The organism is Pantoea sp. SS70 (assembly GCF_029866845.1).
GTDB classification, from domain to species: domain Bacteria; phylum Pseudomonadota; class Gammaproteobacteria; order Enterobacterales; family Enterobacteriaceae; genus Pantoea; species Pantoea leporis.
The window spans coordinates 272126-293757 of sequence record NZ_CP117200.1; the positions used below are offsets into that span (position 1 = coordinate 272126).

The window sequence follows — 21632 nt, forward strand, 5'->3', positions numbered from 1 at the left end:
TGAGTTCAATGGGTCGATGCAACGCTATCCTTAATCGAAGGGGGACGTTGCCATGAAACGAAGAACGCGTATTAACTACACGCCGGAACAGAAAGCGATTATCTGGGACAGATATAAGCAAGGTGATTCCTTGCATGATATCGCCAGAATGTTCGACAGATATCATTCTTCTATTATGCCCACTATCCACCAGACTGGTGGATACCGCCCCCCTGTCCGAAAGCGTCATCCGTTAGCGCTTTCACTTTATGAAAGAGAGGAAATATCCAGAGCGCTGGTAGCAAAAATCAGCATCAGGGCGATCGCAAACAAACTCTCGAGAGCCCCCTCAACGATTAGCCGGGAGATCAAGAGGCACGGTGGTGCAAAACAATACCGTGCATCAAAAGCGGATACTGCTGCGTGGGAAAATGCTCTGAGACCAAAACCTTGCAAGCTAATTGAAAGACCAACACTGTGTAAAATCATCGCAGAGAAGATGCATCAGGACTGGTCGCCGGAACAAATCACCGGTTGGCTGAAACGCTGTTATCCGGATAATCAGGAAATGCATGTGTCACACGAAACGATATATAAAACGCTTTTTATACAAACCCGAGGTGCATTAAAAAAAGAACTGCAGCAATGCCTCAGAAGCGGAAGAGTCGTGCGTAGATCCAGAACATCATCGCTTAAAGGGAAAGGATTAGGGTCAATCCCGAATACGATCTCTATCAGCGAAAGGCCACCTGAAGCCGCCGACAGAGCCATATCAGGTCACTGGGAAGGTGACCTGATCCAGGGCTCTAAAAACTCCTATATCGTCACCCTCGTAGAACGTCATTCCCGTTTTGTTATGCTGGCCAGGATCAGGGACAACAAGACCATAACGGTTATATCTGCACTCATCAAACAAGCCCGGGAATTACCTGCTGAGCTTTATAAAACATTAACATGGGACCGGGGTGCTGAAATGACTAACCACACCCGGTTTACTGTAGCCACAGATATCCAGGTTTACTTCTGCGATCCCCAATCCCCCTGGCAACGCGGCTCCAATGAAAATACAAACAGATTGCTTAGGCAGTATTTTCCAAAAGGAACTGACCTATCGGTTCACAGCCAAGAAAGACTAAACAGCGTTGCCAGACAGCTCAACGAAAGACCGAGAAAAACGCTAGACTATGAATCACCCGCAGAGCGTTTTAACCAATGTGTTGCATCCATCAGTTGAACTCACAGCTCATAGCGGACCTTGTCTAAGACGCACTTCTGCTTCGTGCCTGAAGCGGACTTTAAGCACCTTAGCCGCCCTGAGGGCGGCTCTCAGTCTCAACTCATTTCTCAGAGTGAAAGGCCCAGTCAGCTGCTGTCGCGAGCGACACAAACGGGCCAGCTAGTGTGACGTTGTGGTGGCTGATGATTTCATTTGCGGAAAGGTAATTGTTATCCATTGTCGTGTGCGCATCTGAAATCAGCACGGTCCTGAATCCCTGTTCCGGTGCTGCGCGGCAGGTAGTGTCCACACAGAATTCTGTTTTCATCCCGGCGATAACCAGTTCCTTAACACCTCGCTGGCTAAGCTGACGCTGCAGGTTCGTATCCCGGAAACAGTTGGGGTGCTTTTTGATAAACACGACATCGTGCTCGGCGTTCACATTCATTTCGGGTATCAGTTGTGTCAACGGACTTTGCTCAGAGAAGTGAGAATCATCAGGTCCGGTGTGGCGGGCAAAAAATACGGGCACCTTAGCCTACCTCGCTTTTTCAATCAGCAAGCAGATGTTAGACAGAACCGAGTCGGCAAAATACGGTGAGGCGGGGCCACGGAAAAGTCCCTGCTGCATATCGATAACTAAAAGCGCATTTTCAGATGAAATCATGATGTATCTCCATTCAGTGAGTCATGAACGGAGAAATTTTCTTCCCCGTCCGGTTTGGCGGGGAGTCAGAGTCTGTTTTGTCAGGAGCCAGTCACAGATACGCCCACGCCGCCGAAAGTTCCGGTGGTGGTAACGGTTGTAACTGGATGAACTGACTTAATCATTTTCTGACTTTCTCTTATGGGTTGGGTATCAGGAACAGGAAACACAACGAATCCAAAAAAATTGCTCTTTTCTTTTAGCACTGAGATTTACCGGATTCAACAAATATGTTTCCTCAATATTGCCGAGCTTTGTTGGCACCCCCTGCCCCGCAAAGGAAAGCAATTTGGCTTCCGCTTCTCGCTAATATGGGACATTGGCCTGACGTCATTACACTTTTGGCAAAAGCAGATATTATCTGAGTTATGCAGTTTCACCTGGCTTAGCTCGTCTATTTATCTCATTGCATCTTATAACAGGTTAATGCTGTTTATCAGATAGCAACGGCTTCATGAAACTGCGTTCGTGGCTAAGGATGAACTTTTTGTGGTTAGTTTCATCGAAAAGTTTGACACATTCAGCCTTACTTAAAGTGGCTACTCTGTATTCTTCATACTGCACAGGGGGCAGTAGCGGCCTGGATCAAAATGGCTCACCTGCGAAATGGCGACTATCTATTCCAGTCTCGCGTTGGCTCATAACGCCACATCTCAACCCGGCAATATAACCGTATTTTTCACGGATGGATTGAGAAGCTCGGTCTCGACGATTCGCTTTACAGCACGCATTCTATGCGCAGGACTAAACCTTATCTAATCTACAAAAAACAAAAAATCTGAGGGTAATCCAGCTTCTGTTGGGCCATAAAAAACTCGAAAGCACAGTTCGTTACCTGGGCATTAAAGTCGATGATGCCCTGGAGATATCTGAATCGATTGAAGTCTAACTAGCGAGGGTTGCAACAGCAGCCCTGTGCCAGAAGCGGACGTTGGTGATTTATTTATATGCACTGCTGAAAAAAAGTCCCCTAAGCCCAACACATTCAATCCTCACTGGCTTCATGATTAACAAGACGCGCACGGCAGACATCCAGAATTTCATCAGCCAGAGCGGAATTATCTGGGCAGGCACGAGACAACACCAGTGCACCCACAAGATGGGCGATGGTATCTATCAGGTCAGCGCGCGTGCCATTTTCAGTTCCTAAAACGGCGAGTTGGCGTTCAAGTCCGGCGGCAAATGTCGCCTTGATTGATTCAGACTGACGGGATGTATCGGTGCCCAGTGCTGACATCACGCACCCTTTTCCCATATCATCGCGATGTTGTCGGGAGAGGTAGTATGCAATAAATTTTTCCCGGTCCACACCTGCCGTGCTTTCTGCAGTACGCGTAAATCCGCAGCTCATCGCTTCCGCCATCAGGTCTGCCTTTGAACCAAAGTGCTTGTAAAACCCGCCATGGGTTAAGCCTGCCGCTGACATCAGTTCCGCCACGCCCACGCCATCGTAACCGCGTTCGCGAAAGAGTTCTGAGGCCGTTTCAACAATGCGTGTCCGGTTTTCCCGAACCTGCTCTTTCGACACTTTCATGCTTTCCTGCCCCTCTTAAAAGTTGAGTTTAAGTATACATTGATGATGACCGTAATCAAACGAGTTGACATTATAGATTATGATCATCATCATTATATTGACACCTCAACCCACCATTAACGGGCGAATAAGCATGACGAATCAGACATTATTTCAACCCTATGAACTTGGCTCACTAACGCTGACCAACCACATCGTGATGGCACCGCTGACACGTAACCGGGCCGGAACGGGGCTGGTGCCGGGCGAACTGGCGGCGACCTACTACGCCCAGCGTGCCACAGCAGGATTGCTGATCACTGAAGCCACGCAGATCTCCGCACAGGCGCAGGGCTATCAGGATACGCCGGGGATCTACACGCAGGCTCAGATCGATGGCTGGCGTAAAGTAACTGACGCGGTGCATGCCAAAGGTGGGCGCATATTTGTACAGTTATGGCACGTAGGACGAATTTCGCATGTCGATTTACAGCCGGGTGGCGCTGCACCGGTCGCGCCGTCAGCCATTCGCGCCGAGACAAAAACCTTTGTGAACAATGGCTTTGCTGATGTTTCTGAGCCACGTGCGCTGGAGTTGCAGGAAATACCGGGGATTATCGACGATTTCAGAACGGCATCGGCCAATGCCATTGCCGCCGGCTTTGACGGCGTAGAGATTCACGGCGCGAATGGTTATCTACTGGAACAGTTCCTCAAAGATGGCGCAAATCAGCGTACTGATGAATACGGCGGCTCTGTTGAGAATCGTGCGCGCCTGTTGCTGGAAGTCACGGCGGCTGTAAAAGATGAGATTGGTGCTGACCGCACCGGCGTACGTATTTCACCGGTTTCTCCTGCTAATGCGATTTCGTGCAGTGATCCGCAGCAGCAATATGATTACGTCGCTGACCAACTCAGCGCATTAGGCATCGTGTACCTCCATGTAGTTGAAGGTGCGACGGGTGGCCCGCGTGATGTATCCCCGTTCAATTACGACTCCCTGCGCCGGCGTTTTAAAAACACCTATATTGGCAACAATGGCTATGACCTGGAACTGGCGTCCGCTCAGCTTGCGCAGGGTAAAGCCGATCTGTTCGCGTTTGGTCGCCCGTTCATCTCCAACCCCGATCTGGTCGAAAGGCTGAAGACGGGCGCACCTCTGGCCTCAATCAACCCTGAAACACTTTATGGCGGTGGCGCAGCGGGATATACCGATTACCCGTCGCTGACTGAGACCAGTAAGTAAAGCACCGGTGTGACGGTTCTTCATACATCGCACATGGCGAATTCTGTTTACACTTTAATAAAGAAGATCAAATTATGACTAAAGCTTCAGTTCTCATTACAGGCGCATCCACGGGTATTGGTGCGGTTTACGCTGAACGGTTCGCCCGCCGGGGCCACGACCTGGTTTTGGTTGCGCGCGACAAAACGAAGTTAGAAATACTGGCTGATCGTCTGCGACAGGAAAATGGCATTTCTGTAGATGTTTTGCCTGCTGACCTTACGCAAACGAGCGATTTAGCTGTGGTCGAAGCTCGCCTGCGTGAAGACGCGCAGATTGGCATTCTTATCAATAACGCGGGTATTGCACAGTCCGGCAGTTTTACAGAGCAGACACCTGATTCAATAGAAAGCCTTATCGCGCTTAATGTTACTACGCTGACGAGACTTGCCAGTGCCGTGGCACCACGCTTTGTGCAAGCGGGCGAGGGATCGATCGTCAACATCAGTTCCATCGTCGGACTCGCCCCAGAATTTGCCATGACGGTTTACGGCGCCACCAAAGCCTTCGTGCTTTTCCTGTCTCAGGGAATGAATGTCGAGCTGTCATCTAAAGGCATTTATATCCAGGCGGTGCTCCCTGCCGGCACTTACACGGAAATCTGGGACCGTGCGGGTATCGACATCACTAACTCGGCAAAATTCATGGAAGTGGGCGAATTAGTGGATGCCGCACTGGTAGGTTTTGACCGCCGTGAACGGGTCACCATTCCGCCTTTACATAATGCTGCCCGCTGGGACACCCTGGATGCTTCGCGTCAGGCTCTGCTTTCAGACATCAAACAAGATGAATCCGCAGAACGATATAAATCACTGTAATCAATGAGGTGTCCTGTGCAGAACGGTCTTCCGGCTGTTCTGCACAGCGGTAAATCCGACATAAATCCATTACAGCCTGTCGTCTCATCAGCGATGAGAAACCTGAAACATCTCATGAAGGCCTTATTCAGCATGGCAAAAAAACGTGTTGCACTGATTACCGGCGCGTCCTCGGGTATCGGCGAAGCGTCTGGTCATAAACTTTTAGCCGCAGGATTTACGGTATATGGTACGAGCCGGCGTGGCGCTCAGGCGGGAAAGCATCCATTTCCTTTACTGGCGCTGGATGTGACGGACGACGCTTCTGTCGAGGCCGCCATTGAGGAGTTGCTGCGTCTGGAGGGGCGAATCGATGTTCTGATTAATAATGCGGGCTTTGGGGTTGCTCCAGCGGCGGCGGAAGAGAGTTCTATCGAACAGGCCAAACACATTTTCGACACCAACTTTTTGGGCATCGTCAGGTTGAGCCGCGCAGTGATCCCTCAAATGCGCCGTCAAGGCAGCGGGCGCATCATCAATATCGGTTCGATACTCGGCATCGTTCCGTTGCCGTATGTGGCACTTTATGCTGCCAGTAAGCATGCGGTCGAAGGGTATACCGGAGCACTGGATCATGAACTGCGCACAAAGGGCATCAGAGTGTCTGTCATCGAACCTGCCTATATGAAAACACAGTTTGAAGCCAATAATATCGAGGCGGATGCAAAGCTTCAGGAGTATGACCAGATCCGGGCTAAGCTGACGAAAGTGGTGAGCAAAGCAATGGCTGAGGCGGAAAGTCCGGAGGTGGTGGCTGACGTGGTGGTTAAAGCTGCTCAGACTTTACGCCCGAAGGTGCGCTACACGGCGGGAAGGCTGGCAGGTCAATTGAATTTTATTCTCAGATTCGCTCCTGCGTCATTCCTGGATAATGTGGTGCGCAAAAGTCTTCAGCTTGATGCGAAAAAATAAATGAAGAATAAGACGATGAAAGCACTTACGTTTAAACGCTATGGTAAATCCCCTGAGCTGGGATTCGATAATATCGATTGCCCTTCCCCCAATGATAATGAAATTCTGGTAAAAGTTTTCGCTGTGGGTCTGAACCCGATTGATAACATGATCCCAACCGGAATATTCAAACCGGTTTTGCATTTTAAACTCCCCGCCACTTTGGGAAGCGACTTAGCCGGGGTTGTCATCGCCGTGGGGAGTCGAGTGATGCGGTTCAAGCCTGGTGACGAAATTTTCGCCAGCATTTTCGACACGGGAATAGGTTCTCTTGCGGAGTTTGCAGTGGTGCCAGAGAGCGCTGCAGCCATAAAACCCACGAACCTGGATTTCGTGCAGGCGGCTTCGCTCCCGATGGTGAGCCTCACATGCTGGCAGGCGCTGACAGAGCGAGCCGGGTTGCAGCCTGGTCAGAAGGTCTTCATCCCGGCAGGTTCCGGGGGGATTGGCAGTTTTGCCATCCAACTGGCGAAGCACCTTGGCGCACAGGTGGCCACGACAACCAGCACAGACAACGCCGGGTGGGTGAGTCATCTTGGCGCAGACGAAGTGATTGATTATAAAAAGCAGGAATTTGAAAACGAGCTGAGCGGCTACGATGTGGTTCTCGGCACTATCAGAGGCGATTCAATTGAAAAATCCACCCAAATTCTCAAGCCGGGTGGAAAGATTGTTTCTCTCATCGGTCCATTAGATGCTGCGTTCGCCCGGTCGCGGAGACTAAACGTCCTGCTGCGTTTAGTTTTCGGGCTGATGAGCCGCAAGATCATACGTCTTACAAAAAATCGAGGCCTCACTTATTCATTTCTTTTTGTCCGTCCTGATGGCGATCAGCTCGCCCAAATCGGCAAACTCATTGAGGCAGAACAAATCAGGCCGGTGATCGACAAGGTATTCCCTTTTATAGAAGCAAAGGAAGCTCTTGCCTATTTGGATCAGGGGCACGCGAAGGGCAAAGTAGTCGTTAAGATGCAGGAGTCATAACAAATGAAATTTGAATCTATTTAAAGAATATCGAAAGAAAAACTCCACTAATTTGACGATATATCAAGGCCATGTTGTCAGCTAAATTGATGGCCGTGAATGTCCGCTATTCGCTCATAGCGGACCTGACGCGCGCGTCCGTTTCCTGCCATTAGCGGATGCGACGGCTCTGAATGAGAAATTAATAGTTGAAGGTATAAGATCTCTGGCTGACGGTGATTTTAAAAATGAGCGAAAAGATCATCGGCTTAGTATCTTGTACACGAATGTCAAATCGGTTGAAACAAATACTGATTTCTAAACCGGCTTTAGCTGACTTATTGCTTTTGAATGAAATCACACTAACTGAACTCTGCATCAGAAGACCATGCCACGCATGACAGGTACGGCTTTGATATGTGGCCTGCCCGACCTCTGTCGCCAGAACACTCACGGCAGAACATCGGGCAATTGCGCGCTATCCCTGCCCGTTACGTAGCATAAAGTCAGACGCAGAGCCGTCCTCAGGGTTCACAAAAATGATATCATCAGGTTCCCGACGGGGACTGTCGATGGACAGGAAAACGACAGGCTCTTCAATGAGCGTTGGCAGCGCATGAATCACGTTACGCTCAAAAAATAACAGGTGACCCGGAGCAAACTCGGCCTCGGTGCTTTCATCTTCAATCCAGAACGTCCCTCTGCCGGATACAACATATAAATACTCATCACACTGTTGATGGAAATGCGGGGGAACACCTTTGTAGGCTCGGAAGACCCTGCAACTGGCTTGAGGCCTGTCCGTCAGATATTCATCCGCCAGCATGCTTTCAGAGGTCTCAGGGAGTTTCTTAGCTATTTCAGCAGGAATGAATCGCTCGGATTTCTTTTGGCTTTTAGTTCCCATATTTAATCCCTTTTAAAGTTAACGAAATTTCAGATGCGTACTTTATGAGATAAATAAAGCAGATATTTTATGAACCCAACCATCTGATTAATACCTCACTACTCAAGCGCACCTGCCCCATAAAACTATAGGCGTACATTTTCATTTTTAATATGATGAGTTTTTTCTCATGCACTCATGAATTAAAGGCTCATTGGATAATTAGTGCTTAAAATAAATAACTGGTGTGACAAAATACTTACATCGTGATAACAATTTGCGCGCTTTATTTAGTTTAATTATTCATACAGGCAAGGTCATAATCGTGAATCAACCTTCAAACCTCAAGAACCGTCCAGGATGGGTCGGTAAACTGCTTGCAGCAATACTGTTGCTGTTGGGAATCTACATGCTTGCCGGCGGTGTCTGGCTTATCTCGCTGGGAGGTAACTGGTATTACGCCATTGCAGGCGTCCTCAGCATTTTGTCTGGGGTGGCCCTTTTCAGGGGGAAAGCTATTGCGGTTCTCTGGTTCAGCCTGCTGTTCTTCGGCACGCTGTTCTGGACGATATCTGAATCCGGTACGGATTACTGGCGCTGGGTGCCTCGTTTCGCACTGATACTGCTGCTGGCGATCGCGTTCTCCTTCCACCTGTCAACGCTGCTTCCACGCCTGCAGCGTAAGCACAGCGGGGCTGTGACGGGAGTACTGGTTCTCACCTTTATTGGCGCGGGCGGTCTGGCATTTCTTCCTCATAACACGACCGAAGCCAATGGTTTTCCGGCACCTGACGGTAAAAACTTTTCCGCTGACACCGGTACCGGAACCACTTCACAGGAGGTCAAAAATGACTGGCCTGCCTATGGTGGAAATTTGTCTGCAGCACGTTATTCTTCAACGTCACAGATTACGCCTGCAAACGTCAGTAAATTGAAGGTTGCCTGGCAGACTCATGCGGGAGATTTGCCACCAGGCGCTCGCTGGGGAACGGAGAACACACCAATCAAAGTGGGTGATTTCCTTTATGTCTGTACAGCTGCAAACAACATAGTCGCCTTAGACCCTACTACGGGAAAACAAAAATGGCGCTTTGACCCTAAAATTAACCGGGATGCGCTGCCATATACCCCCGCATGCCGCTCTCTGGCCTATTTTGACGGTACTCAGAAACCCTCTCAACAGCCTTCGCAGCCCGCTCCTGCCACCGCCAGCGTGTATCAGCACTGCGATCGCAGGATCATTCTGGGCACGCTGGATGCCCGTGTATTCGAGGTGGATGCGCAGGACGGAACCCGTTGCACTGATTTCGGCAATAACGGCGAGGTATCGATCCTTAAGGATATGGGTGAAACCTACACCGGCTACGTTTCGATTACCTCCGGAGCGGTAGTGATCAGGGATACGATTGTTGTTGGCCATCAGGTCATTGACGGCCAGCGTGTCTTTGGCCCGCCAGGCGTTACTAAAGCCTACGACGTTCGAACCGGCAAGCTAAAGTGGGCATGGGATGCTGCTAATCCTGAGGACGCCACGCCTAAGCACGGCAATGACGCTTACAAGCGCGGAAGTCCTAACGTTTGGACCTCGTTTACCGGTGATGAAAAACTGGGGCTGGTGTATCTTCCTGTCGCTAACCCTTCCGGTGACTACTGGAGCGCGCCGCGTACCCCTGCTGAGCTGAAGTATGGCGATTCGCTGGTAGCACTTGATATCAACACCGGGCTCCCGCGCTGGAACTTCCAGACGACCCATCATGACATCTGGGATTTCGATCTGGGCTCACCACCTACCCTCGTTGACTATCCTCAGGCCGATGGCAGTAAAATTCCCGCCATCATTCTGCCGACCAAAAACGCTGAGCTTTACGTTCTTAATCGTGAAACCGGTAAGCCGCTGTTTGACGTGATTGAAAAGCCGGCGCCGCAGGGAGGAACCGACCCGGATAAGCGTTCGCCGACCCAGCCATATTCCACTTTCAATAGCATGCGCAAACCGGATCTGACGCCTGCCAGCACCTGGGGGCTGACGCCATTGGACCAGCTGTACTGCCGGATTAAATTCCAGCAGGCTGACTACAGAGGCGCCTATACGCCGGGCTCAATCGGAAGACCGTTTATTTCCTATCCGGGCTACAACGGCGGAAGTGACTGGGGTGGCGTTTCAGTTGACCCTGTGAATGGTCTAGTCATTGCCAACTATAACAACACCGTAAACTATACCGAGTTTGTGGCAAGGAGCGTTGCGGATAAGCTTCACGTCCATCCTTCGGATAAAATTGGCTATAACCTTGACACCCATGCCAGTCCGCTGACACCACAGAGCGGCGCGCCGTTTGCGCTGAACATCAATCCGGGCTGGCAGAACGGCTTTACCGGCATGCTCTGCAACGAGCCCGCGTACGGTGGCATTCGTGCAATTGATTTGCGTACCGGGCACACCGTCTGGGATCGCCCGCTGGGGACGGCCAGGAAAAACGGTCCATTTGGTATTCCAACCGGTATGCCGATCAACATCGGAACGCCTAACAATGGGGGTTCTGCCGTAACCAAAGGCGGGCTGATCTTCATTGCAGCAGCGACGGATGACCTTATCCGTGCCATTGATATTAGAACCGGGAAAACGGTCTGGTCAGCGCCGCTGCCGGCAGGTGGCCAGGCAAACCCAATGGTTTATGAACAGAACGGTAAAGAGTATGTGGTGATCGAAGCAACCGGACATCATTTCATGAGAACAGGTAAAGGCGATTATGTCATCGCCTACGCGTTACCGGACACAATCTGATAGCCATCACGGCACCTGCGGGTGCCGTTTTTGCGGCTGCTACACTCAGTGCGATAATTAAATTTAAGCAGAGTGTATGAAGGATGAACACGCTAAAAAAAACCGCAGCAGGTTTACCTGCAGCACGAACTCCTGCTTCAGAGCAATAAAGCATGGAGCGGGCAGCCTTATTAGCACTATCCTTCGGGCAGGCCACAGCTTTCCGTCATGCGTATGCCCCTCCCACCCCACACGGAATTACCCCGGCATACCCACCCATGCCGATGCAGCCTAAGTACTGTCAGGCAAGTTAACCATTCAGTAAAAAGAGACGGGATAATGCTATACACTTTATGCGAGTGAGACGCTTAACGAGACTACAGACAGCACGCAACGGGGATTTACCCTCGATGACGCGGTAGGAATGGTTAAATTTTATGCAGACGTGGAGGTGCAGGCTCTATTAGTGTCATTACAAGGACAGATGTCTGAGTTTTAGTTTTTTTGCCGCCACTTTTTTTGATTAAGGGTATAAAACCCGACTCAATGCCCTATGCCCTTACACAGCACACGCGCACAGCCCATTGCCAGATCTTCCAAAGTCATTTCATCCCGGGGAACCCTGGCAGCCTGATCGATCATCCCGACGAAGCATCGCGCGACCGTCAGCGCATCGACGTCCTTGCTGAATACCCCCAGCTCCTGCTCCTGTGCAATGTTGTCCGCGATCCATATGGCGAGCGAGGCTTTAGTTTCCGTGCAGCCCGGCGGCTGGAACAGACCAATTTCTGTCAGATCCGGATCTTCTGCGAGAAAACTCAGGAAACTGATAAAGCTGAACTGGAGACTTTTGACCAAGGCTTCTCCGCCGATGGGCTTTTGGATCAGCAAATCTTTCGTGATGATCCTGAGTCTGCGGCGAAACTCATGAACGAGCTCCTCATATGCGGCTTCTTTGCTGTCAAAATAGATGTAAAACGTGGGTTGGCTCAGCCCGCTGGCTTTGACGATATTGCTCACTTTAGTGCTGTGAAATCCCAGTCTGGCGAATTCGCGGCAGGCATGCTCCAGCAGGCGCTGGCGGGTTACTTCGCCTCTGGTAGGCTGCGGACTGTTCTGAGGCTGGGTAACGCGATGTGACAAAGCAGGGCTCCGATAAATAAACTGGATCAGCAACGCATCTAGTGTAATCACTCTCTAACAGCTAAGTAAAATAAAGGATTATGTGTGGACACCAAGATTACTCACAAGTAACATTACTCAATAGTAATGTTACTTGTGAGTAATCTAAAATCTACAAGGAGGTTGCTTGATGAAATTACATATTTACGAGCATTGTCCATTCTACGTGCGGGCCCGCATGATTTTTGGGATAAAGAAAATTCCTTTTGAACTGCGCGTTATGTCTGAAGCTGATGCTGAAACGCCCACCAGCATGGTCGGTAAAAAGATTGCTCCCATTCTTGAGAAGGACGACGGCACTTTCATGGCTGGGAGTAGGGATATCGTTCACTACGTTGATGGGCAGTGTGGCGGGAGGTTCCTGAAAGGCACAGGGAATGCCAGCTCGGTGAACTCGAGACTCTCCTGGAGTACCGGGAAGAGATCAATGAATCGGACTTCAGGCTTTATCCCTTATTGCGCTCGCTCACGATTGTCAATGACATCCGATTCGGTGCAAAGACGCGCAACTATCTTGATTTCATGTCTGCCCTGAGCGGCGTGAATAACTTGTTTGATCAGGCTCAATAAGCCAATTGTTACTATTCAGGAGGCACTATGACTGTACCAGTCGTCGCATTATTTACCGTTAAGGAAGGCTTTGAAGATAAGGTTCATGAAATGTTTTGCAGCGTCATTGCGAGAACTCTGAGTGAAGAAGGCTGCATTACTTATCAGCTTAACCAGGACGCAAAGAATCCCCGTCGTTTTGTCTGGACCGAAGAATGGTCTTCTCTTGACCTACTGCAAAAGCATCTGAATTCTGACCATATCGTTAAACTCTTCAGCGAACTCCCGCCGTATATTGAGCATTCAGAAGTCGTGGCACTAAAAAAAATAGCGGGCGGAAACGCCTGAAACCATCTGACCGGCAGGTAATGGTCTGATTTCATTACCTGCGGGGAGAACAAATAACTTTTGCTCAGAATGCTGTTCTGTCCCCGCCCGGCACGCCTCTTATGTTGTCATCCCCTGATGCAGGCGTTAGGATATTCGGTAACCCACCCGCCCTCTGTAATCATCTTATGTGATAAACATGACCGGAATCCCCGAAGAAAGTCAGTCCCTGATCAAACGGATACTCGCGACTGCTGCGATTGATAAAAATGGCATATACAGACTGCCTTCTGAACGGGTCCTGGCGGAAAAAATGGGAGTTCAGCGATCCATTATCCGAAATGCCCTTTCCTCTCTGGAATTTTTTGGTTTTATTGAGCGTAATCAGGGAAGCGGAACGTTTCTCAGAATGCCTCGCCTGTCATTTGCCAACCTCTATTTTGATATTGCCTCACAGTTAGGCTACATCTCGCTCGATACCATCGAAGACGCCCGGGAAATGTTCGAGAAAATGCTGGCCGAAGAAGCGGCCACGCATGCATCTGATAAAGAAATTGCCGAACTCGAACGCCTGAGCGATCTGATGGTGACGGTTGAAGGTTTTGAAGAAAAGGTTGAGGCAGACTATCAGTTTCACCTGGTGCTGGCTGGTATGACCCATAATCCTGTCATCATGCTTTTTTATCAGAGCATCGCTTCTTTCATCGCCGATTTGCTGAGAAAACGACGCAGCATCATGAAAGGTCTGAACGAATCGGAAACCCGCATTAACAGCAATCACAAAGATATTGTTAAGGCCATTGCGGCCCGCGATCCCGATGCCGCCAGGGCAGCCATGGAGGCACATTTCGCCCACTGGGAGCGGGAAAATATGCTGATGAATCTGCTTATGCAGTGATCGTGCAACCGGCTGCGTGCAGCCGGTTGCATTGGCTGTTTATCACTCCAGTTCAGCACCTGCAGGCAGAGGTTCACGAATGGTAAAGACCACCACCAGACACAGTGCCGCGGCGATACCCAGCGTGATGAACACCGCATTCCAGCTGTAGTTATCCAGCAATACTCCGACGATCAGGGGCATACACACCGCTCCCAGCTGCCCGCCCATGTTAATAATCGCGTAAGCGACCGGATAAGTCTCTCTGGACGCCCGGGCCATGGCATACACTGAGTAAGCTGAGTACCCCAGCGCTATCAGAAAGCCCAGGCAGAACAGCAGCAGGCCCAGCAGGTAGGGGTTCTGTGGCGCTATAGTCATCAACCCTGTCATCACAATCGTGCAGACTGCACTGAACATCATTAGCGGCTTGCGGCGCTTGGCCAGCAGATTATCCGAAATCCAGCCGCCGCAAAGATTCCCTATCACGTTTCCGGCGAACGGCGTGGCAGCAAGCGCCGCGGAAGCCACGATGGACAGCTTATGTTCCTGCAGAAGATATTTGGGCAGCCAGGACATGATCACGCCGTCAACAATCCCCACCATGCACATGTAACCGATTGCTGCACCGTAAATATCCCATGACCGGAAAATAGACCGGGATGAGTCGAGTGGGGTGAGCTTTGTCGTTCTGATCATGCGGTCAATGAAGCCATAGCGGAACGCCCGGCTTTTGAAACGTCGCTTGCTCCCTTCTTCATCACGGCTGACTTCCGCGATGTAATCCGCCTCCTGTTGATTCACAAAGCGGCTTTCTGCCGGGGTATTCCTGACCAGGACATACCACACCACAGCCAGAATGACTCCCGGTATTGAAAAGAACAGAAAGATATGGCGCCAGTCATAATGAATCAGAATCCAGGCACAGATGGGAGGAACCAGCAACGGGCCGAATTTTGAACCGGCCAGAAAAATGCCCGTGGCCGTCCCCTTCTCTTTCGTTGGAAACCAGTTGTTGATGGTGGCTGTTGAGCTGATCACGACGGGAGCTTCGCTGACGCCCACCAGCGCGCGCAGAATTTTAAGGTGCCAGACAGAATCAACTTTGCCCATCATAAACGTGAAGAGGGATGTCAACAGCATACCGGCGGCATAGGAAAACCGGATCCCTTTACGTTTAACAAAAAAGCCCGCCGGGATCTGGCACAGTCCGTAGCCGGCAAAAAACAGGCTGATGATGAGACCTATCTCTGAGTTGGTCAGGTCATATTCTTTCTGGATAAAAGGAATAGCGAAGCCGATGTTTGCCCGGTCTGCCTGTGCAACCATAAAGAGTATAAAAATGAGTGCTATCACAAACCATCTGTACTGACTCTTCCTTTTTAATTTATCAATCATGATAAGCCCTTTATCTTTCGGATATTTTCAATGGCAAGGCTTTAAAACAGAGTTGCACACACCCCTACACACGCAGAGGCGTGTGGATGACATGCTTTATTGTTTAATCCAGGATGCAATGTTGGAGGCAAGTGAACGTGCGGATATCTCATAGCGGTCATGAAGTGTTGGCAGCGCGCCAGCATCCAGGAATCTATCCGGCAGCCCGACCTGCCTGAATGGCCGGAATATTCCGTTTCGCATCAGCGCGGAGGCTACGGCTTCGCCCAGTCCGCCAATCACCGTGTGGTTTTCTGCAGTTATCACCAGACAGTTACGTTTTTCCGCCTCACGGCAAATGGTTGCTTCATCCAGGGGTTTGATGGTTGGCGAGTGCAGTATCGCGACGCTGATACCCTCTTTTTCCAGCAGGTCACGGGCCTGAATGGCGCGCATGGTCATCAGGCCAGTCGAAATAATCAGCGCCTGGTGGCCGTCTGCCAGCAGCTTCGCTTTTCCGACCTCAAACCTGTAGTCAGGGAACCGATCCAGAATGACCGGCACTTTTCCTCGCAGCAGGCGCATATAGACAGGACCTTCATGTTCATATATGGCCGGAATAGCCTGCTGAATATCAATGGCATCGCATGGATCGATGATGGTCATGTTCGGCATGCCGCGAAAAATAGCAATGTCCTCTGTTGCCTGATGGCTGGGGCCATATCCCGTTGTGAGCCCCGGCAATGCACAGATGATTTTGACGTTAAGCTTTTCCTCTGCGATAGCCATACAGATGAAATCATAGGCTCGTCGTGCGGCGAACACGGCATAGGTGGTGACAAAAGGCGTAGCCCCCTCGCGGGCCAGCCCTGCAGCGGCGCTCATCAGCAGCTGCTCAGCCATACCCATCTGATAAAATCGTTCCGGGAACTCGCGCGAGAAAATGTGCAGATCGGTATAAGCCGCCAGGTCTGCCGACATGCCGACGATATCATTGTGTTTTTTTGCGAGCTCGACCAGGGCATGGCCAAAGGGAGCCGGAATGGTTGCCTGCCCCTCTTCAGCAATTGAAGCAATCATGGCAGATGTGGTCAGTTTTTTAGTGGTCATAGTGGCCTCATTGAGTCGGAAGTGATTTTCAGATATGGCGTTTCAGGACATCAAGTGCCTGCTGCCACTCGGCATCAGCTACGCGAATGAAGTGATTTTTGTCTCTCTCTTCCAGGAAAGGCACTCCCTTGCCCATCAGCGTATCGAGAATGATCACGCGTGGCTGATCGCCCGCGTGATGCCGGGCCGCATCGAATGCACTGACAAGTGCCTGCAAATCGTGCCCGTTCACGCGCTGAGCAAACCAGCCAAACGCCTCAAACTTTTTATCGACCGGCTCGGTGGCCAGAACTTCCTGACTGTCTCCGTCCGCCTGTTGGCGGTTAACATCTACCAGCGCGATCAGGTTGTTGAGCTTCCAGTGGCTGGCGGAAAGCGCGGCCTCCCACGTCGACCCTTCATTCAGCTCACCGTCCGACAGCAGGTTATACACCGCCGCATTGTTCCCTTTTCTCTTAAGGCCCAGCGCCATGCCAACAGCAATACCCAAACCATGCCCTAGCGAGCCGCCGGTAATTTCCATCCCCGGGGTATAGGCCGCCATGCCGGACATCGGCAGAATGCTGTTGTCGCTACCGTAATTCTCTATCTCATGCTCAGGAATGATTTTTGCCTCGATGAGAGCGGCGTACAGGCCAATTGCGTAATGACCGATTGAAAGCAGAAAGCGGTCACGACCTTCCCATTCAGGATCTTCCGCCCGGAAGGACATGGCATGGAAATAGGCCACCGTGAGCGCATCAGCAATGCCCAGTGCCTGCCCTATGTAGCCCTGTCCCTGCACGGCGCCCATACGCAGGGCATGCCGCCGAATCGAATAAGCATGTTCAGAAAGGCCGTGAAGGTTGTGATTCAGTTCTGTCATCAGAAGTTCCCTTGAGTGGTAGATCTTAATGGTTTACCAATAAACTACAGACCTCGTCCTTAAGTCCATTTTCGCTTGCTTTGTAAATAAAGAATTGTGAGAGTGATCTCGACAAATGGTTAACCATTTAATGATGAACAACTGTGACCACCTTTTGTAAGCTGATAAAATAGGATCAGTTTGGTGTTACAAGGTTTGGAAAATGAGAAATTATGCGGAGATCCCTTCACTGAAGTGTCTTCAGGTTTTTGAACATATTGCCCGGGCGGGCAACGTGGTTCGTGCGGCTGAAGCGTTGGGTATTTCCGCGTCAGCCGCAAGCCATCAGCTGGCCACGCTGGAAAAGAGCCTGGAGTGCCAGCTGTTCGAACGTCACGCTGCCGGCGTGAAACTGACCGCCAGGGGAGAAGCTTACCTGGAGATCATTGGCGTGCATCTACAGGGGCTGATTCAGGCAACCGCGGAGATGAAAGCGGCAGGCCGCGTGAACAAAATCCATATTCACAGCTCCCCCACCTTCGGCTACCTGTGGCTTTTACCGCGCATTCAGTCATTTCAGCAGCAGTATCCCGGCACGGAAGTCACGCTGGCCTGCTCGTATGAGGACGTGGATTTCGGACGCGGCGAAGTGGATATCGCTATCCGACATGGCTTTCCGTCATGGGAAGGTTTCGATATCAGGTCTGTGAGAAATGAACGCATTCTGCCCATGGCATCACCGGAGTACCTTGCGCACGCACCCGTCAGTGCGCCAGAGGATTTGATCTCACGCAGGCTTATCTATTCGGAAAATACATTACTACGCTGGCCTGAGTGGTTCCGGGCACATAACATCGTCCAGCCCGCCCAGCCCTGGCTTTTCAGGTTTGATCGTTCATACATGAGCCTGGAAGCCGCCGCGATGGGGCACGGTGTGGTGCTTGAAAGCGAGCTTCTGGCAGAGAAATTCCTGCGTCAGGGCACGTTGGTCAGGATCCTTCCTGAGCAGTTCAGCCATACCATCAGCGCACATCATCTCGTCATGCCGCTGGGCTACCGGACCAGGCCAAAGCTGCAGAATTTTCTGGGTTGGTTTGAAGAGAATTTAGCCTCTGCCGGGACTATAAATTCACCTGTACTTACCGGCTCGTCCGGCAGTCAGACAACATCCGTATCTCCATCATAATCCGGGTGCATAAGATGCTCTTTAGCCCTATAGCTTTAGGCTGAAGACTTCCTTTTCACTTGATGAAAGAGAGGAAATATCCAGAGGGCTGATAGCAAAAGTCAGCATCATGAACTGACGCTTCTTACTCATAGCGGGTATACGTTCCCTGCATCGAGGCTCTGGCTTCATGATAAAGACATAACAGGCGCTTCAACACATCTGGCTTTTGCTGCCAGTGAACGGGCCATAGTCGACGAATTCTGGCGTGCCGCTCTACAGGTAGGCGGTAGAGACAATGGCGAACCGGGAATTCGCAATCATTACCACTCTCATTATTACGCCGCTTATATCTTAGACCCTGACGGTAATAACATCGAAGTCGTCTGTCAGAAAGGATGAGTAAGATGGCCGGACGTCACTTTGCGAAATTGAACCCCATCTGAATTACGGCCTGTTAGTTTCGCCTGGCTGCTACCCGCGAAGTGAAATATCGTGTGGTGAGTTATTGCTTTGTTACGGCAGCAAAATTTAATGCCGCATCAAACGTGGTGATTCAGCGGGCTTTCTGCACCATCAGCGTCGTACCTTAGACTTGCAACGTCTTTCAAAGGAGAGCGGCCAAAGAAACGGGCGTACTCGCGATTAAACTGAGGCACGCTGCGATAACCCACCTCCATGGCAACAGACGTAACGCTCTGCTGGCGCGCCAGTAATTTGGTTCTGGCATGGAGAAGACGGACGCGCTTCTGATACTGGACCGGACTCATGTTTGTCACGGACTTAAAATGACGATGAAAAGCCGATACGCTCATGGCTTCCTGTGCGGCCAGTGATTCAACCACAAATTCATCAGCAAAATTATGTCTAATCCAGCGAATCGCATTACCTATCCGCGCCAGCATGGTTCCCGGTGAAGCGATATCCCTCAGCATCCAGCCATGTGGGCCTTTCAAAACATAATATAGGATTTCACGTTCATAAACCGGTGCAAGAGCCGGGATATCTTCATGGCTCTTCATCAGGCGAAGCATTCTTACCCAGGCATTCAGCAGCTCGGGCGTGACGGCAGCAACGGAAAAAGCACTCGACTGTGGATCAGCCTTCACGGGAGGTAAATCAGCCAACAACGTCGCTATCCGCTCAGGTTTCAGGGTCAGACTGATCGCGAGATAAGGAGCACCGGTGGCCTCGGGAAGGACTTCGCCTACGGCTGGCAAATCTACTGACATGACAAAGTAAGAAGCAGGGTTGTAGTGGAATATCCGGTCACCTACCGTCATGGATTTACTTCCCCGCAGTATGAGATTAACCATCGGCTCATAGACCGCAGCCAGAGCATGCGCGGGAACGTCCCCCTGCACCATTGCCACACGCGATATACCGGTTTCGGTTCGCCAGTTTCGGGCATGAGCGGCCAGAAGGCGCAGCTCGTCAAGCAGGGGTTCCAGTGCCAAGGTTAGCCTCCTCAGTATGATGATTAAAGCGAGCATAAAGCAGAAAAAGGCAAGAATCGAGCAGGAACGCAGAGGCTGAGCTGTCCCGGAGGTTTTATCCTTTTCCTATCGCAGACAGAAAGGATGAAACCTTGAAAATTGTACTGATTACCGGCGGCAGTGGCGGAATTGGCGCCAGCGTGGCGCAGCAGTGCGCGGCTAAAGGGATGGGGGTGATTGTGACTTATAACAGCCATCCTGAATCTGCCCTGAGGGTTGTGAAGGAGATTGAAGCGTCAGGCGGCCATGCCGTTGCGCTGCATCTGGATGTGGCTCGCACCGAAACCTTCGGCACTTTCCGCGATGCCTTACTTGAGATAGTCAGTATCACCTGGGAACGTGAGCACATTGACGTGCTGGTAAACAACGCCGGGTTTGGGCTCTTCAACCCGATTGAAACGGTGACGGAGAGTGAGTTCGACACTCTTTTTGCCGTGCACCTGAAGGACCCTTTTTTCCTGACCCAAAAGCTGCTGCCTCTGATTTGCGATGGAGGACACATCATCAACGTTACCAGCGCCACCACGCGCGTGGCCACGACAGGTGTTGCGCCCTACGCGGCCTTTAAAGGCGGCCTTGAAGTACTGACCCGTTATATGGCCAAAGAGTTCGGGTCGCGGCGCATCCGGGCAAACGCAGTCTCTCCGGGTGCAATCCGTACGTCGCTGGGCGGAGGACTGAACGAAGAATTTGAGAAACTGCTCGCCTCACAGACCGCGCTGGAACGCGTGGGGGAGCCGGATGATGTCGGCCGGGTAATCGCAGGCCTGGTCTCTGATGACAGCGTCTGGATCAACGCACAATCCATCGAGGTCGCCGGCGGCTACCAAATCTGAATCCTTCCGGAGGTTTTATGCTCGACCATCTGTTTTTAACGGTCAGCGATACAGACCGTTCTGTCCGTTTTTATACGGAAGCGCTTGCTCCTCTCGGCATCACGGTTCGTCATGATTATGACGGAAAAGAGGGGCCGCCAGGCCATCCGGATTTGAAAGGGTTCGGTGCTCAGGGCCGGATCTTTTTCTGGCTACGCGAAGGAACTGTTGCGCCAGCTGCTGTACATGTCGGGTTTGTCGCGCGAAATCAAACAATGGTGAATGAAGCCTATGCTTCAGCCATGCGTGCCGGCGCGTCTGACAATGGCGCACCTGGCGCCCGGCTTCACTACGATCCCCGCTACTACGCCGCCGGCGTTTTCGACCCCGATGGCTACAGCCTTGAATTTGTCTTTAAAGAATGGCAGCACCCTCAATCATGAAAACACTACTGATTTATGGCGCCACCGGATACACGGGACACATGACCGCCTCCCAGGCTAAAAGTGCCAGCCTGAATATTATCCTTGCCGGCAGAAACAGGCAGCGGCTGGGAGTATTTGCCGGTGAACTTGACGTCAGTATGCGGGTTTTCGGCCTTGAGGACGCTGGTGAAATCGCGCACGCGCAGTTGCGGAAGTTACCGGGGCTGACGGAAAGATCCACCGACTTATGGCGCTGAGTATAAAGCCGCCAAGTTTTTATGCTGCATATGTCAGTAAGGTTAGACTGTATGAACGGAGCCTGAAGCGTTATTTTTCCCTCTTCACTCA

Annotated in this window: 20 protein-coding genes and 4 pseudogenes; 16 read left to right on the forward strand and 8 right to left on the reverse strand. The window is 51.1% G+C overall.

Annotation, left to right across the window (positions count from 1 at the left end):
• Positions 1-52 precede the first annotated feature (52 nt).
• The gene (locus tag PO881_RS20845; protein WP_280173063.1) at positions 53-1213 is read left to right on the forward strand and encodes an IS30 family transposase; all 1161 of its coding nucleotides are present in this window, start codon (positions 53-55) and stop codon (positions 1211-1213) included.
• Positions 1214-1316: 103 nt separating this feature from the next.
• Here PO881_RS20845 and PO881_RS20850 read toward each other — a convergent pair.
• Positions 1317-1862: pseudogene (locus tag PO881_RS20850) on the reverse strand (cysteine hydrolase family protein).
• Between the two features lie 611 nt (positions 1863-2473).
• On the opposite strand from PO881_RS20850, the pseudogene PO881_RS20855 reads away from it, so the two are divergent.
• Positions 2474-2790, forward strand: a pseudogene (locus PO881_RS20855) (tyrosine-type recombinase/integrase); the annotation flags it as partial.
• A 96-nt stretch (positions 2791-2886) separates the two neighbouring features.
• Here the strand turns inward: PO881_RS20855 and PO881_RS20860 are convergent.
• Complete coding sequence (locus tag PO881_RS20860) at positions 2887-3435, reverse strand: TetR/AcrR family transcriptional regulator (RefSeq protein WP_280173242.1); 549 nt, start codon at positions 3433-3435, stop codon at positions 2887-2889.
• 133 nt (positions 3436-3568) lie between these two features.
• Here PO881_RS20860 and PO881_RS20865 point away from each other — a divergent pair, with 133 nt between their 5' ends.
• From PO881_RS20865 to PO881_RS20880, 4 genes are all read left to right on the forward strand, one after another.
• Entirely contained in the window at positions 3569-4660 is a 1092-nt protein-coding gene (locus tag PO881_RS20865) for an alkene reductase (protein WP_280173298.1), read from the forward strand.
• Positions 4661-4734: 74 nt separating this feature from the next.
• Positions 4735-5517: an SDR family oxidoreductase gene (locus tag PO881_RS20870; RefSeq protein WP_280173243.1), complete on the forward strand. Its 783-nt coding sequence runs from the start codon at positions 4735-4737 to the stop codon at positions 5515-5517.
• A gap of 132 nt (positions 5518-5649) precedes the next feature.
• Positions 5650-6468, forward strand: coding sequence for an oxidoreductase (locus tag PO881_RS20875; protein WP_280173299.1), 819 nt, complete (start codon positions 5650-5652; stop codon positions 6466-6468).
• Positions 6469-7491: an NADP-dependent oxidoreductase gene (locus tag PO881_RS20880; RefSeq protein WP_280173244.1), complete on the forward strand. Its 1023-nt coding sequence runs from the start codon at positions 6469-6471 to the stop codon at positions 7489-7491.
• A gap of 457 nt (positions 7492-7948) precedes the next feature.
• Here PO881_RS20880 and PO881_RS20885 read toward each other — a convergent pair whose 3' ends face one another.
• A complete protein-coding gene (locus PO881_RS20885) occupies positions 7949-8377 on the reverse strand; it encodes a cupin domain-containing protein (protein WP_280173245.1) in 429 nt (142 codons plus the stop codon).
• A gap of 304 nt (positions 8378-8681) precedes the next feature.
• Here PO881_RS20885 and PO881_RS20890 point away from each other — a divergent pair, with 304 nt between their 5' ends.
• On the forward strand, positions 8682-11138 hold the full coding sequence (locus PO881_RS20890) for a membrane-bound PQQ-dependent dehydrogenase, glucose/quinate/shikimate family (RefSeq protein WP_280173246.1): 2457 nt from the start codon (positions 8682-8684) through the stop codon (positions 11136-11138).
• A 522-nt stretch (positions 11139-11660) separates the two neighbouring features.
• Here PO881_RS20890 and PO881_RS20895 read toward each other — a convergent pair.
• On the reverse strand, positions 11661-12260 hold the full coding sequence (locus tag PO881_RS20895; protein ID WP_280173247.1) for a TetR/AcrR family transcriptional regulator: 600 nt from the start codon (positions 12258-12260) through the stop codon (positions 11661-11663).
• 169 nt (positions 12261-12429) lie between these two features.
• On the opposite strand from PO881_RS20895, the pseudogene PO881_RS24110 reads away from it, so the two are divergent.
• From PO881_RS24110 to PO881_RS20915, 4 genes and pseudogenes are all read left to right on the forward strand, one after another.
• Positions 12430-12639, forward strand: a pseudogene (locus PO881_RS24110) (glutathione S-transferase N-terminal domain-containing protein); the annotation flags it as partial.
• Positions 12640-12644: 5 nt separating this feature from the next.
• Positions 12645-12869, forward strand: a complete 225-nt coding sequence (locus PO881_RS20905) for a hypothetical protein (RefSeq protein WP_280173248.1) — start codon at positions 12645-12647, stop codon at positions 12867-12869.
• Positions 12870-12896: 27 nt separating this feature from the next.
• Positions 12897-13196, forward strand: coding sequence for a putative quinol monooxygenase (locus tag PO881_RS20910; protein WP_280173249.1), 300 nt, complete (start codon positions 12897-12899; stop codon positions 13194-13196).
• Between the two features lie 178 nt (positions 13197-13374).
• Complete coding sequence (locus PO881_RS20915) at positions 13375-14073, forward strand: FCD domain-containing protein (protein WP_222183837.1); 699 nt, start codon at positions 13375-13377, stop codon at positions 14071-14073.
• Between the two features lie 42 nt (positions 14074-14115).
• Here PO881_RS20915 and PO881_RS20920 read toward each other — a convergent pair whose 3' ends face one another.
• The 3 genes from PO881_RS20920 to PO881_RS20930 all read right to left on the reverse strand — a co-directional run bounded on the left by PO881_RS20920 (position 14116) and on the right by PO881_RS20930 (position 17404).
• Positions 14116-15450 (reverse strand): MFS transporter, encoded by a 1335-nt coding sequence (locus tag PO881_RS20920; RefSeq protein ID WP_280173250.1) that lies wholly within the window; start codon positions 15448-15450, stop codon positions 14116-14118.
• A gap of 96 nt (positions 15451-15546) precedes the next feature.
• Entirely contained in the window at positions 15547-16539 is a 993-nt protein-coding gene (locus tag PO881_RS20925) for a transketolase family protein (protein WP_192413355.1), read from the reverse strand.
• 28 nt (positions 16540-16567) lie between these two features.
• Complete coding sequence (locus PO881_RS20930) at positions 16568-17404, reverse strand: transketolase (protein ID WP_192235548.1); 837 nt, start codon at positions 17402-17404, stop codon at positions 16568-16570.
• 202 nt (positions 17405-17606) lie between these two features.
• Here PO881_RS20930 and PO881_RS20935 point away from each other — a divergent pair, with 202 nt between their 5' ends.
• Entirely contained in the window at positions 17607-18569 is a 963-nt protein-coding gene (locus PO881_RS20935) for a LysR substrate-binding domain-containing protein (RefSeq protein WP_280173251.1), read from the forward strand.
• Positions 18570-18725: 156 nt separating this feature from the next.
• A pseudogene (locus PO881_RS20940) lies at positions 18726-18950 on the forward strand (VOC family protein); the annotation flags it as partial.
• 140 nt (positions 18951-19090) lie between these two features.
• On the opposite strand, the gene PO881_RS20945 reads toward PO881_RS20940, so the two are convergent.
• Positions 19091-20041: an AraC family transcriptional regulator gene (locus PO881_RS20945; RefSeq protein WP_280173252.1), complete on the reverse strand. Its 951-nt coding sequence runs from the start codon at positions 20039-20041 to the stop codon at positions 19091-19093.
• A 95-nt stretch (positions 20042-20136) separates the two neighbouring features.
• Here PO881_RS20945 and PO881_RS20950 point away from each other — a divergent pair, with 95 nt between their 5' ends.
• Genes PO881_RS20950 through PO881_RS20960 form a run of 3 tightly spaced genes read left to right on the forward strand, consistent with a single transcriptional unit; the run spans position 20137 to position 21541 of the window.
• Positions 20137-20880, forward strand: a complete 744-nt coding sequence (locus PO881_RS20950; RefSeq protein WP_280173253.1) for an SDR family oxidoreductase — start codon at positions 20137-20139, stop codon at positions 20878-20880.
• A 17-nt stretch (positions 20881-20897) separates the two neighbouring features.
• Positions 20898-21302, forward strand: coding sequence for a VOC family protein (locus tag PO881_RS20955; protein WP_280173254.1), 405 nt, complete (start codon positions 20898-20900; stop codon positions 21300-21302).
• Entirely contained in the window at positions 21299-21541 is a 243-nt protein-coding gene (locus PO881_RS20960; protein WP_280173328.1) for a hypothetical protein, read from the forward strand. Before PO881_RS20955 ends, PO881_RS20960 begins: the two co-directional genes overlap by 4 nt.
• Positions 21542-21632: the final 91 nt, after the last annotated feature.

Excerpts from the sequence above, each read along its gene's own strand:
- PO881_RS20845 (WP_280173063.1), top strand. The coding sequence starts at position 53 with ATGAAACGAAGAACGCGTATTAACTACACGCCGGAACAGAAAGCGATT.
- PO881_RS20860 (WP_280173242.1), bottom strand. The coding sequence starts at position 3,435 with ATGAAAGTGTCGAAAGAGCAGGTTCGGGAAAACCGGACACGCATTGTT.
- PO881_RS20865 (WP_280173298.1), top strand. The coding sequence starts at position 3,569 with ATGACGAATCAGACATTATTTCAACCCTATGAACTTGGCTCACTAACG.
- PO881_RS20870 (WP_280173243.1), top strand. The coding sequence starts at position 4,735 with ATGACTAAAGCTTCAGTTCTCATTACAGGCGCATCCACGGGTATTGGT.
- PO881_RS20875 (WP_280173299.1), top strand. The coding sequence starts at position 5,650 with ATGGCAAAAAAACGTGTTGCACTGATTACCGGCGCGTCCTCGGGTATC.
- PO881_RS20880 (WP_280173244.1), top strand. The coding sequence starts at position 6,469 with ATGAAGAATAAGACGATGAAAGCACTTACGTTTAAACGCTATGGTAAA.
- PO881_RS20885 (WP_280173245.1), bottom strand. The coding sequence starts at position 8,377 with ATGGGAACTAAAAGCCAAAAGAAATCCGAGCGATTCATTCCTGCTGAA.
- PO881_RS20910 (WP_280173249.1), top strand. The coding sequence starts at position 12,897 with ATGACTGTACCAGTCGTCGCATTATTTACCGTTAAGGAAGGCTTTGAA.
- PO881_RS20915 (WP_222183837.1), top strand. The coding sequence starts at position 13,375 with ATGACCGGAATCCCCGAAGAAAGTCAGTCCCTGATCAAACGGATACTC.
- PO881_RS20920 (WP_280173250.1), bottom strand. The coding sequence starts at position 15,450 with ATGATTGATAAATTAAAAAGGAAGAGTCAGTACAGATGGTTTGTGATA.
- PO881_RS20925 (WP_192413355.1), bottom strand. The coding sequence starts at position 16,539 with ATGACCACTAAAAAACTGACCACATCTGCCATGATTGCTTCAATTGCT.
- PO881_RS20930 (WP_192235548.1), bottom strand. The coding sequence starts at position 17,404 with ATGACAGAACTGAATCACAACCTTCACGGCCTTTCTGAACATGCTTAT.
- PO881_RS20935 (WP_280173251.1), top strand. The coding sequence starts at position 17,607 with ATGAGAAATTATGCGGAGATCCCTTCACTGAAGTGTCTTCAGGTTTTT.
- PO881_RS20945 (WP_280173252.1), bottom strand. The coding sequence starts at position 20,041 with ATGCTCGCTTTAATCATCATACTGAGGAGGCTAACCTTGGCACTGGAA.
- PO881_RS20955 (WP_280173254.1), top strand. The coding sequence starts at position 20,898 with ATGCTCGACCATCTGTTTTTAACGGTCAGCGATACAGACCGTTCTGTC.
- PO881_RS20960 (WP_280173328.1), top strand. The coding sequence starts at position 21,299 with ATGAAAACACTACTGATTTATGGCGCCACCGGATACACGGGACACATG.